12 protein-coding genes and 1 pseudogene are annotated in these 11,799 nt (G+C 64.2%); 5 read left to right on the forward strand and 8 right to left on the reverse strand.

Annotation, left to right across the window (positions count from 1 at the left end; translation table 11 throughout):
- The first annotated feature begins 28 nt into the window (after positions 1 to 28).
- Both CG51_RS02535 and CG51_RS02540 read left to right on the forward strand, forming a co-directional pair.
- Positions 29 to 949, forward strand: coding sequence for a sulfite exporter TauE/SafE family protein (locus CG51_RS02535; protein ID WP_035742002.1), 921 nt, complete (start codon positions 29 to 31; stop codon positions 947 to 949).
- Positions 949 to 1,731, forward strand: a complete 783-nt coding sequence (locus CG51_RS02540) for a TIGR02186 family protein (protein ID WP_035741507.1) — start codon at positions 949 to 951, stop codon at positions 1,729 to 1,731. Before CG51_RS02535 ends, CG51_RS02540 begins: the two co-directional genes overlap by 1 nt.
- A 4-nt stretch (positions 1,732 to 1,735) precedes the next feature.
- On the opposite strand, the gene CG51_RS02545 is transcribed toward CG51_RS02540, so the two are convergent.
- From CG51_RS02545 to CG51_RS19905, 3 genes are read right to left on the reverse strand one after another with little or no spacing between them, the layout of a single operon-like run.
- The gene (locus tag CG51_RS02545) at positions 1,736 to 1,972 is read right to left on the reverse strand and encodes an Lrp/AsnC ligand binding domain-containing protein (RefSeq protein WP_035741509.1); all 237 of its coding nucleotides are present in this window, start codon (positions 1,970 to 1,972) and stop codon (positions 1,736 to 1,738) included.
- A 32-nt stretch (positions 1,973 to 2,004) separates the two neighbouring features.
- The gene (locus tag CG51_RS02550) at positions 2,005 to 3,534 is read right to left on the reverse strand and encodes an ATP-dependent DNA helicase (protein ID WP_035741511.1); all 1,530 of its coding nucleotides are present in this window, start codon (positions 3,532 to 3,534) and stop codon (positions 2,005 to 2,007) included.
- A gap of 41 nt (positions 3,535 to 3,575) precedes the next feature.
- Positions 3,576 to 3,746 (reverse strand): hypothetical protein, encoded by a 171-nt coding sequence (locus CG51_RS19905; RefSeq protein WP_156961327.1) that lies wholly within the window; start codon positions 3,744 to 3,746, stop codon positions 3,576 to 3,578.
- A 126-nt stretch (positions 3,747 to 3,872) separates the two neighbouring features.
- Between CG51_RS19905 and moaA the strand changes: the two genes are divergently transcribed.
- Positions 3,873 to 4,877, forward strand: coding sequence for a GTP 3',8-cyclase MoaA (gene moaA, locus CG51_RS02555; RefSeq protein ID WP_035742005.1), 1,005 nt, complete (start codon positions 3,873 to 3,875; stop codon positions 4,875 to 4,877).
- 5 nt (positions 4,878 to 4,882) lie between these two features.
- On the opposite strand, the gene CG51_RS02560 is transcribed toward moaA, so the two are convergent.
- Entirely contained in the window at positions 4,883 to 5,377 is a 495-nt protein-coding gene (locus CG51_RS02560; protein ID WP_143412835.1) for a hypothetical protein, read from the reverse strand.
- Positions 5,378 to 5,531: 154 nt separating this feature from the next.
- Between CG51_RS02560 and CG51_RS21015 the strand changes: the two are divergent.
- A pseudogene (locus CG51_RS21015) lies at positions 5,532 to 5,672 on the forward strand (Crp/Fnr family transcriptional regulator); the annotation flags it as partial.
- A gap of 12 nt (positions 5,673 to 5,684) precedes the next feature.
- Entirely contained in the window at positions 5,685 to 6,104 is a 420-nt protein-coding gene (locus CG51_RS21020; RefSeq protein WP_332888840.1) for a Crp/Fnr family transcriptional regulator, read from the forward strand.
- Positions 6,105 to 6,110: 6 nt separating this feature from the next.
- Here the strand turns inward: CG51_RS21020 and CG51_RS02570 are convergent, their stop codons facing one another.
- From CG51_RS02570 to CG51_RS02585, 4 genes are read right to left on the reverse strand one after another with little or no spacing between them, the layout of a single operon-like run.
- The gene (locus CG51_RS02570) at positions 6,111 to 7,274 is read right to left on the reverse strand and encodes a M20 aminoacylase family protein (protein WP_035741515.1); all 1,164 of its coding nucleotides are present in this window, start codon (positions 7,272 to 7,274) and stop codon (positions 6,111 to 6,113) included.
- 13 nt (positions 7,275 to 7,287) lie between these two features.
- Positions 7,288 to 8,646, reverse strand: a complete 1,359-nt coding sequence (locus CG51_RS02575) for an NAD(P)/FAD-dependent oxidoreductase (protein WP_035741517.1) — start codon at positions 8,644 to 8,646, stop codon at positions 7,288 to 7,290.
- Between the two features lie 9 nt (positions 8,647 to 8,655).
- On the reverse strand, positions 8,656 to 9,816 hold the full coding sequence (argE, locus tag CG51_RS02580) for an acetylornithine deacetylase (protein ID WP_035741519.1): 1,161 nt from the start codon (positions 9,814 to 9,816) through the stop codon (positions 8,656 to 8,658).
- A 38-nt stretch (positions 9,817 to 9,854) separates the two neighbouring features.
- A complete protein-coding gene (locus CG51_RS02585; protein ID WP_035741521.1) occupies positions 9,855 to 11,687 on the reverse strand; it encodes an ABC transporter ATP-binding protein in 1,833 nt (610 codons plus the stop codon).
- Positions 11,688 to 11,799: the final 112 nt, after the last annotated feature.

Here is an 11,799-nt window from a genome sequence, read left to right on the forward strand (position 1 = left end):
CCGAACCGCCCGCGCGGGGAATGAGATGCTGCAAGTCTATCTGCCGATCGCTGAGGTTTCCGTCAACGGCGGGATCGTCTTCGCGATAGGCGCTATCGTTGGTATTCTGTCGGGCGTTTTTGGCGTGGGCGGCGGGTTCCTCATCACTCCCGCTCTGTTCTTCATCGGCATTCCGCCGCCCATCGCAGTCGCAACCGGCGCGAACCAGGTGGTCGCCTCCTCCGTCTCGGGCGTTCTTGGCCACCTTCGCCGCAAGACCGTGGATCTGAGGATGGGTACCGTGCTGCTCGTCGGCGGGCTCATCGGTTCATTGATCGGGATCTGGCTGTTCAACCGGCTGAAGGCGCTGGGGCAGATCGACCTGATCGTGCAGCTTTCCTACGTCGTGCTGCTTGGGACGGTCGGCCTGCTCATGTTTCAGGAAAGCCTTCGCGCGCTGCGACGGCAGCGGATGCAAGGCCCGGTCCGCATCCGGCGGAGCCAGCATCTTTGGGTCCACCGATTGCCCTTCAAGATGAAGTTCCGGGCGTCCGGCCTTTATATCTCCGTCATCCCACCGATGCTGGTGGGGTGTCTTGTGGGGATCATGGCGGCCATCATGGGCGTGGGTGGCGGTTTCCTGATGGTGCCCGCGATGATCTATCTGCTCGGCATGCCCACCAAGGTCGTGGTAGGCACGTCGCTTTTCCAGATCATCTTCGTCACCGGTTTCACGACGCTCATGCAGGCGTGGACCAACCATGCTGTGGATCTCATCCTCGGCACTCTGCTGATCATCGGCGGCGTGATCGGGGCGCAGATCGGCACGCGTCTCGGTGCCAGACTCCGGGCGGAGCAGCTCCGGGTGTTGCTGGCGATTCTCGTGCTGCTCGTATGCGGGAGGCTGGCCTATGATCTCGTCGTGACGCCGCCGGAGCTTTTCTCCATCGCGCGGGGGGGCGGGTTCTGATGCGCTTTTTCCCGCTGTTTCTCCTCCTCCTCACTCTCCTGCCGTTCACCGCAGACACGCAGACCCGCCCGACGGGTGAAAGGATCGTCGCAGGCTTCAGCCACGACTTCATCGACATCAGTGCGCGTTTCGACGGGTCGGAGATCCTCGTCTTCGGCGCCGTCCGGCGGGAGCAACCGATTCCAGAGGACAACCCCCTGGGTATCATCGTCACCGTCGAGGGACCGCCGGAGACGCTGACCGTCCGGAAGAAGAGCCACGAGTTCGGCATCTGGATGAACACGCAGAATGTTCGCATCCGCTCTACGCCGAGCTTCTATGCCGTCAACACATCCTGGCCCGTTTCCTTCATGCTGACGCCGGAGCAGGACCGGCAATATGGTATCACCCTGCCTCGGCTCATCTATATCGCCGGGCGGGACGTATCGGAGGAGGAGGAACCGGCCTTCGTCGATGCGCTGATCCGAATTCGCCGGGAATCGGGAACATATCAGGTCAACGAGCGCGCTGTTTCGCTGGAGGAATCCACGCTGTTCCAGACGCGGGTGGAGCTGCCCTCCACGCTGGTGGAGGGAACTTACATCACCCGCATCTATCTCACACGAGAGGGGCAGGTGATCGACCGGTATGAAAGCCACCTGCCCGTGTACAAGGTGGGAGTGGAGCGGTGGGTGCATCTCCTGGCGGTGGAGCAGCCGCTGGCGACGGGGATTCTCGCCCTTCTGGTGGCGGTCGTGGCAGGGTGGGGCGCCTCGGCGCTGTTCCGGTCGCTCCGCCTCTGACCCGTCAGAACGCCTTGAACGTCATGGTCGTCAGGCTGCGCTGGATATCGGCAATGTCGAAAAGGTTCTCGGCCAGCCAGCGACCGGTATCCTCTTCTTCGGGGATGTAGATCTTGGCGAGGAGGTCCCATTCACCGGAGGTGGAGTAGAGTTCGGAGACCACCTCCCGGTCATAGATCGCATCGGCAACCTCATAGGTCTTGCCGGGAGTGCAGCGAAGCTGAACAAAGATGCAGCGCATGGCATTTCCTTTCCAATCATCCCGAACGGGAGTCATTCTTCCGCTTCAGCGGCGAGTTCCAGCGTGGCCCGTGCGCCGGACAGATCGGCGACACCCAGCGCGGCCGTGGGTCGTGCCAGCCGGTTGCGCACCACCCAGAGCAGCCGTTTCTCCGCCCGCGTGATAGCCACATAGGCAAGCCGCTTCCACAGAGGAAGCCCCGCCTCCATCCGCCCCGTCTGCGCCGCGGCCCAGAGATCGGGGGCAAAGACCTGCACGGCCTCCCACTGCGAGCCTTGCGCCTTGTGGATCGTTACCGCCGCGCCGTGCAGAAATGTTGCGCCCATGCGAGCGGCAAAGGGGATGAAAGGCTCCTCCTCATCCGGCTTCTCTATCTTGACAATGGAGGCGGCGGAGACCTGCGGATCCTCCGCCCCCAGCACATGCAGGCGCGAGAAGCCCGGCTTGCGCCCCTCACCAAGGTAGATGACTTGCGCGCCCTTGATGAGCCCGCGCGCCTCAAGGTCGATCCGCTTCTTGCGATGCTTCAGCGGCAATTCGACCCCGTCGCAGATCAGCGGCTCACCGGGCAGCAGTGCATCCTCCGGCGCGCCGAACGCCGCCCGGAACGCCTGGATGAGCCGGATACGCGTCACATTCCGCCAGACCAGCACCGGGGAGCGCGCCATCAGATCGGACTCCACCCGCTGGCTCACCACCACGCGGGGGTCGCGCCGGGCCGCGTCCTCCACCATCGCCTCGAACCGCTCGAAGGTCAGCGCCGGATCGGCCAGCGCATGGGCCAGATCGAGGATCGGGTTATCCTCTGCCTGCCGGTGGATACGGGAAAGGTGCAGGACCCGCTTCTCTCCCAACCCCTCGAAGGCCATCTCTCCCGACTGCCCCACCGGCGCCAGCTGCGCCGGATCGCCAAAGAGCACAAGCGTCGGAAAGATTTCCTGCAAATCCTCGAACTGGCGGGCATCGAGCATGGAGGCTTCGTCCACGAAACCGATGTCCAGCGGATCCTCCCGCCGCTTCCAGCCCCGAATGAAGTCGGACCCGCGCAGCCCGGCGGTGGCAAGCGCGCCGGGGATCGATTTCATCTGTTCGTAGAACGCCTTCGCACGGTCCAGCGCGACCTCTGCCATGCCCTCCACCACCGGGCGCTCTCCGCCGTTGGCGAGCCATTCGGCCAGCCGCTCATATTGCGGATCATAGACAGGCGTATAGAGGATACGGTGGATCGTCGTCGCCGGCACCCCGCGGGAGCGAAGCACGCTCGCCGCCTTGTTGGTGGGGGCGAGCACTGCCAGCGTCCGCCGCTCCTTCCGCCGCCGTCCTTCCCAGTCACCGGAGACAATCTCGACCCCGGCATCTTCCAGCGCCTTCGTCAGGCTGGCGAGCAGCATCGTCTTTCCCGAACCCGCCTTGCCGGTGACCGCAAGAACCGAAGGCCCTCCTTCCCCCGCAGGCTGAAGGGTGCCATCGACAAGATCCACCCCGGCTCCGGCCAGCATTTCGGCAAGGCGATCCCAGGCCTCGGCCTGATCGGGAGAGAGGGGAAGTATATCGGCAGCCATGGCGCGACCCTATCCCGACAGCCGGGCGCGCGCCAGCCGGATCAGCCGGGCTGTGGGGGAGGATGCGAAGCATCCTGGGGAGCGGCATCGATTTCTCGCCGCGCCACCTCCTCTGCGATCACTATCTGATCGGAGAGAAGCGGCAGACCGTTCAGTTCTGAAAAGCGGCGCAAATCCGCGAGGACATCAAAAATCCAGTCATGCCGCGTCACAAATGCTCTCCATTATCGAAACATCTTGAGGGTAGCATGTCTTTCGCCCGCAACCGTGCGCAAATCAGCAGCATTGGGGAGACGCTCAAGCTTGCCGCGGCAGCCCGCGAAGCCTATCTTCTCGACATGACAGCGCCGTTGATCGATCCATTTGCCCGCGCAATACGTTACCTCAGGGTATCGGTGACAGACCGTTGTGATTTCCGCTGCGTTTACTGCATGGCCGAAAACATGACCTTTCTGCCGAAGGCGGAACTTCTGACACTGGAGGAGCTGGACAGGATCTGTTCGGGCTTCGTCGCGCTCGGGGTCGAGAAGCTCCGGATCACCGGGGGTGAGCCGCTTGTCCGGCGGGGGATCATGACCTTTTTCCGGGCGATGGGGCGCCATCTGGAAAGCGGCGCACTTAAGGAACTTACGCTGACGACCAACGGCTCCCAACTCGCGCGTCATGCTGCGGAGCTGGTGGATTGCGGTGTCAGGCGGGTGAACGTCTCTCTCGACACGCTGGACGCGGGCCGCTTTGCGGAGATCACCCGCTGGGGGCGGCTCTCACAGGTTCTGGAGGGGTTGGAAGCGGCAAAAGCTGCGGGTCTGCGCGTCAAGATCAATACCGTGGCGCTGAAGGGCGTCAACGAGGATGAGCTTGAGACGCTCGTGCAATGGTGTGCTGCCGAAGGTCATGACCTGACCTTCATCGAAGTCATGCCGATGGGCGATATCGGCAATGAAAACCGGCTGGACCAGTTCTGGTCGCTTCGCGATCTGCGGGCGCGCCTCGCGCAGAGCTGGACATTGACCGACCTTACGGAGCGGACGGGCGGCCCGGCCCGCTATGTGCGGCTTGAGGAAACCGGCCAGAAGATTGGCTTCATCACGCCGCTGTCGCATAACTTCTGCGAAAGCTGCAACCGTGTCCGCCTTACCTGCACAGGGGAGCTTTTCATGTGCCTGGGGCAGGAGGACAAGGCGGACCTGCGCGCGCCACTGCGCGAAGGCGCAGGCGATGCAGCGCTGGAAGCCGCTATCCGCGCCGCCATCGCGCGGAAGCCCAAAGGTCATGATTTCGACTATTCACGCCAGACAGTGGCAGGACTCATGTCCCGGCACATGAGCCATACCGGCGGCTAGGGTCGTCAGTTCACCTGACCGGAAAGACGCGCCAAGAGGTTGTCCACCATGTCACCGGTGAAGGGCTCCCTGAGCAGCAGCCATCCCTCCGACAATGCCTCTTCTTCCGCTAGCGAACCGCTGACGATAATGACTTGCCCTCCCCGGTCTTTCACGGACCGGTGGAGACCGGAGTCGAGGATCGCCTGCTTTCGCATCGACAGGAACGCCGCTGTAACATCCGACATCTCTGCCATGGCATGATGAGCGATGTCGGGAAGGGGAAATACCTGTACATCACACTCCCCCGCCGATCCGCGGATCGCTTCCACAATGTCGGTCGCGATAAGCGGCAGGGGTTCGACCACAATGAACCGCGCAAATTCGGGTCGCCGTATTACGGAAAATCCAGATCCTTCCGTCAAGGCTCCCTCCATATGTTCGCATGTCGCATCATGCATTTGGAACATTCCATCGCCGCCGTCATTAAACCACGACATATCAAAAGGAGCGACCGGCATGACGGTATCGTGTACTGCCTGCCCTCTTCGTTGCCGCCCCGCCTTCCTTCCCATGACATCCGAAGAGCTCCGTTTCATGGAGCGTTTCAAGCGCGGTGAAATGATCGCATCACCCGGCACTCCCCTATTCAGCGAAGGGGAACAAAGCCGAAACATGTATACGGTCTTCTCCGGAATGGGTTTGAAATACAAGAGCTTGGAGGATGGCCGCCGCCAAGTGGTGAACTTCGTGTTTCCTGGAGATTTTATCGGGCTGCAAAACGCGATCAGCGCCGGAATGCAGTTCGGGATAGAGGCCACCACTTCCATGACGCTATGCGTATTTGACCGGTCACGATTGGGGGATTTGTTCACGACCCAGCCCACACGCGCTTATTCGCTGACATGGATCAGCGCGGCGGAGGAGTATTTTCTAGGTGACGCATTGGCGACAATCGGCCAGCGGGACGCGCGGGAGAGGCTGGCCTGGGCCATGGCGCGCATCTTCGGGCGACTGACCGCGCTTGGTCTGGCAGAGGGGCAGACAGTGCCGTTCCCCTACCGGCAGCAGGATCTTGCAGATGCGGTGGGGCTGTCGCTCGTCCATACCAACAAGATGCTGGCACGCCTAAGACTCGACGGGCTGGCCGATTGGGCGGGCGGGCGGCTCACCGTGCCGGATGTCCAGCGGCTGGCGGCGGCGGCGATGATGGATGAACTCATCCCGCCGCCGCGCCCGATCTTCTGACCGCCCTCAAGCGGCGCGGAGACGCTGCTCCACCAATTCCGCCCAGAACGACGCACCCGCCGGGATCGCCTCATCGTTGAAGTTATAGGCGGGGTGATGGACATCCGCACTGTCGCCATTGCCGATCTGGATATAGGCGCCGGGCACGACCTCCAGCACGTAGGAGAAATCCTCCCCTCCCATCAGCGGCTCGGCGTTGGTATCCACGTCGCCCGCCACAGTGCGGGCCGCTTCGGCGGCGTAGCCGGTCTCTGTCTCCCAGTTGACCGTCGCGGGGTAACCGGGACGCCAGTCTATTTCGGCGTTGCCGCCGAAGGCTCCGGCGATCTGCGGCACCAGTGCCTTCAGCCGCTCCTCGCCCAGCGTGCGCAGTTCCTTTTCGAAGGTTCGGACGGTGCCGCGCAGGGTCACCCGCTCGGGGATGACGTTGAAGGCTTCCGTCTCGGTGCGGAAACTGGTTACGGACACGACGATCGACTTGACCGGATCGGCATTCCGCGAGGCGATAGATTGCAGGGCGATGACGATATGGCTCGCGATCAGCGTGGTGTCGATCGCGGCATGGGGCTTCGCGGCGTGGCCGCCCTTGCCGGTCACTGTGATCTCGAACTCATCCGTCGCAGCATAGAAGGGGCCGGGCCGGATGGAGAACTTGCCCACCTCAAGCCCCGGAGAATTGTGCATGCCATAGGCTTCGGTGATGCCGAATCGCTCGATCATACCATCGTCCACCATGGCCTTGCCGCCTGCCCCGCCTTCCTCCGCGGGCTGGAAGATCAGCGCGACCGTGCCGTTGAAGTTCCGCGTCTCCGCCAGATACTTCGCCGCGCCCAGCAGCATGGCCGTATGCCCGTCATGCCCGCAGGCGTGCATCTTGCCCGGCGTGCGGGAGGCATAGGGAAGCCCCGTGGCCTCATAGATCGGCAGCGCATCCATATCGGCGCGCAAGCCGATCACCCGGTCCGATCCGCTCCGCCCCCGGATGATGCCGACGACGCCGGTGCGGCCGATCCCCTCCACCACCTCGTCGCAGCCGAACTCCCGCAGCTTTTCCGCCACGATGCCTGCCGTGCGGTGGACATCATACATCAACTCGGGGTTTTCGTGGAAATCGCGGCGCCATGCGGCGATCTCCTCCTGTAATTCCGCCAGACGATTCTTGATCGGCATGTCTTGTCTCCTGTCAGACGCCGGGGCCGAGTTCGAGTTTCGACCCATCGGTAAATCGGGACCAGCGAAAGCGGGTCATGTCGTGGCCTGCCGGGCGGCCCGTCACCATGTCGGCGACGATCCTGCCCATGGCGGGGCCGATGCCGAAGCCATGCCCGCTCATCCCCGTCGCCAATGTCAGCCCCGGCAGGGCGGGTATGTGGTCCACCACGGGCACGGCATCCGGCATGGCGTCGATCATGCCCGCCCATGCACGGGCGATGCGCACGGTGCCGAGCTGCGGGAACGCGCGCTGGAACCGTGACCGGAACTGCTCGACGATCCGCTGGTTCGGCTGCGGGTCCAGCACACGCATCCTCTCGAAGGGCGTAACTCCGTCGGGCTTCCAGCGGCGCGGAGTGCTCCATGCGTCGGGATAGCCTTCCGGGGCCTTCCAGACGAAATGGTTGGAGGCGAAGTCGTCGAACAGTGCGGGCAGATACCTGCGGAAGTGGCGGAATGCGTCCGGCCCGATCAGCACCTCGTGGAAGCCGCGGGGAGCGAGCGTGTAACCGCCGTCCTGTCGCCGCCGGAAGGCGTGATCGGTAGCATAGACATTCCCGCCGAACACCTCCGGCAACGGCTCCGTTGCAGCGACGGTGGAGCGGACGGAAAGCTGCGGGATCATGACGCCATGGTTGCGCAGGAAAAGTGAGGACCACGCTCCGCCGGCCAGCACCACCCTGTCGCAGGCCACGCGCCCCTGCTCCGTCACCACCCCCGAGATCCGTCCCGCCGCGATATCGAGCGCGCGGACAGCGCAGTTCTCCAGCACGGCGACGCCCCTGCGCTGCACGGCGCGCGCCAGCGCCGGCACCGCGACCCACGGCTCCGCGCGCCCATCGGACGCCGTCCATAGCCCGCCGACCGCCTCCTGTCCGGCCATCGGCACCATGGCGGAGACTTCCGCCGGAGTCAGCACACGGGTGTCGAGCTGATGCGGCACGGCATTCCGTTCGCGCCAGTCCTCATAATAGGCGAGTTTCTGCGCGTCCCCGGCGATGTAGAGCACCCCCTCGCGCCGGAAGCCCAGGTCTTCGCCCGCGGCCTCCGCCAGCCCCTCCCAGATGCGGCTCGCCTCCATCATGATCGGAAGTTCCGCATGGTCGCGGCCCTGCTGGCGCACCCAGCCCCAGTTGCGGGAGGATTGCTCCCCCGCGATCCGGCCCTTCTCGCAAAGCACGACCTTCTCGCCGCGCTCCGCGAGATACCATGCCGTCATCACACCGATGATGCCGCCACCGATCACCACGACATCTGCCTGCGCGGGAAGCGGGTCGGTGAACTGCACGGGTGTTGTCGCGGTGATGCCCGCCCGAACCGTGAATGCCATGCTTTCCCCTCAGGCCGCCAATTGCCCTACAAGGCGCTGCATGAACGCCCAGCCCGCGTCAAGCTGGGCCACGGTGATATATTCGTCGGGCTGGTGCGCCTGCGCGATATCACCGGGGCCGCAGACGATGGTGGAATAGCCCTTGTGTTGGAAATGTCCGGCCTCCGTGCCATAGCTGACGACCCCTGCCGCGTTCTCTCCGGTCAGGGCGCGGGTGATCTCCTCCGCCCGGCCACCGGCTTCGGGTTTCAGCAGCGGCACGAAGAAGCGCTCCGTCACGGTGATGCTCGCGGCCGGGTTGATGGCCTTCATCCCCGCCTCGACCTCCGCCACGCGCTCGGCCAGACGCCGGCGGTAATCCGCGTTCTCCTCCCCCGGGACGACGCGGAAGGCCATGTCGAGCCAGCAATCCTCCGCCGTGATGTTCCCCGCCGTGCCGCCCCGGATGGTCCCGACATGGATCGTCGTCCACGGCGGGTCGAACATGTTCGCAAGGTCGGTTCGCGGCTTCGCTCGGTTTTCCGCATTCACCTCGTTGGCCCACATGATGAGCCGCGCCGCCTCATGGATCGCGCTGACGCCCTTGTGGAGCATCGAGGAATGGACCGGCACGCCCCGCACATGAACGGCAAGCCCGGACCCGCCCTTGTGGCCCGAGATCGGCTTCATCATCGACGGCTCTCCCACGATGACGGCAGACGCACGCGGCAGCCGCTCCGCCATCTCTGCCACCATCGAAGGAGCACCGACGCAGCCCACCTCCTCGTCATAGGAGAGCGCGATCTGCAACGGACGCCTTACACCTGCCGAAAGCGCCAGCGGCACTGCCGCCAGCGCCAGAGCATCGAACCCCTTCATGTCACAGGCTCCGCGCCCGTAAAGCCGGCCGGCACGCTCCGTCAGCACCCAGGGGTCGCTCGTCCAGCTCTGCCCATCCACTGGAACCACGTCGGTATGGCCTGACAGAACCACACCGCCTTCGGTGTCGGGGCCGACATGGGCGTAGAGGTTGGCCTTGGTGCCTTCGGCATTATAGACGCGATGCGCGCTCACGCCGTGCCCGGCCAGGTAATCCTCCACCCAGTCGATGAGGGGGAGGTTGGAATCGCGGCTGACGGACTGGAAGGAAACCAGCTTCTCCAGGATCTGCCGCGGGGTAAGGGTGGTCATGGTCTTCTCCGGCCCGGCCGTCCCCGCCGGGCGCTCATTCAGGATTGAAGGACGAAGTGGCCCGGACCGACCTCATCGTAGAGGGAGGGAGGGGGCTCGTGGCCGACAGGGAAGATCGGCGAGGGGATGGGCTTGAAGCTCAGATCCTCGCGGATCTTCTTGCGCGACGGATCGGCCACCGGAACGGCGGAGAGCAGAGACCGGGTGTAAGCATGGCGGGGATCCTCGAAGATCGCCTGCCGCGGCCCTATCTCCACGATCCGACCCAGATACATCACACCGACGTGGTGGGAGACCCGCTCCACCACCGCCATATCATGGCTGATGAACAGGAAGGACAGTCCCAGCTCAGCCTGCAGTTCCATCATCAGATTCAGCACCTGCGCCTGCACGCTCACATCGAGCGCCGACACCGCCTCATCGGCGACGATCAGCTGCGGGTTCAAAGCCAGCGCCCGCGCGATCGCCACCCGCTGCCGCTGCCCGCCGGACAGTTCGTGTGGATAGCGCCGCAGGAAGGAGCGCGGCAGTTCCACCCGGTCGAACAGGCCAGCCACGCGCTCTTCCAACTCTGCGCCACTCATCAACCCATAATTGACGATCGGCTCCGCCACCTGATCCGAAAGGCGGCGCTGCGGGTTCAACGAGGCGAAGGGATCCTGAAAGATCATCTGCATCTCGCGCCGCATATCCCGCAACTGAGAGTCGGAAAGCAGGCGCACGTCCTTCCCCTGCATCCAGATGCGCCCCTCGTCCGGCTCCACCAGCCGCAGGATCGACCGGCCCGTGGTGGACTTGCCGCAGCCGGATTCGCCGACCAGCGACAGGGTTTCGCCCACATTGAGCCGAAAGCTCACATCCTCCACCGCGTGGACATTGGCGACCGTCCGTCGCATCAGTCCGCCCTTCACCGGGAAGCGCGTCGTCAGATGCTGGACGTCCAGCAGCACCTTCGGCTCCCGAGCAGGGATGAGGGCGTCTGCAACCTTGGCTGGTTCGGCGCCCATGATACGCATGGGTTCGGGCGCTGACTTGCCACGCATTTCCCCGAGCTTGGGAACGGCGGCGAGCAGCGCCTTGGTGTAGTCCTTCTGCGGGTTGGAGAAGATCTCGTCGACCGTCCCCTCCTCCACCATGTTGCCGCGGAACATCACCACCACCCGGTCGGCCATCTGGGCCACCAACGCCATGTCGTGCGTGATGAACAGCACAGCCGTGCCATGCTCGCGCTTCAGCCGGTCGATGAGGGCGAGGATCTCCGCCTGGATCGTCACGTCGAGCGCGGTGGTCGGTTCGTCTGCGATCAGCAGGCGCGGCTCGCAGGCCATGGCCATGGCGATCACCACGCGCTGCCGCATGCCCCCCGACAGCTCATGCGGATACTGCTTCAGCCGCCGCTCCGGTTCCGGGATGCGCACCTGCCGCATGAGGTCGAGCGCCCGCTCCCGCGCTGCCTCCTTCGACATGCCCTTGTGAACGCGCAGCCCCTCCATCAACTGCCGCTCCACCGTGAACACCGGATTGAGCGAGGTCATCGGCTCCTGAAAGATCATGCCGATCTCGTTGCCGCGGATCGTGCGCATGAGTGAGGGACCCGCCTGCGACAGATCGACCGTCTCCCCCGACTCGCGAGTGAACATGAGCTTGCCGCCCGCGATCTTGCCGCCGCCGTACTGCACAAGCCGCATGAGCGACAGCGAGGTGACAGATTTCCCGGAACCCGATTCGCCGACGACGCAGACTGTTTCTCCCGGGCGGATGGCAAAGCTCACATCCTCCACCCCGACCACGACCCCATCATTGGTATCGAACTCCACCCGGAGCTTTTCCACCGAGACAAGGGGCCTCGCGGCAGTGGGATCGTCAAGCATATGAGTCTCCTTCAAAGGATGGGTCACGCTAGGGAGCAGCCCATGAAAAAGTCAAACTCCGCTTCCCGCGCCGCGTACCCGCCCCGGACGATGGTCTATATTTTGAGCTTAT

It is taken from the genome of Haematobacter missouriensis, from assembly GCF_000740775.1.
Taxonomy (GTDB): Bacteria; Pseudomonadota; Alphaproteobacteria; order Rhodobacterales; family Rhodobacteraceae; genus Haematobacter; species Haematobacter missouriensis.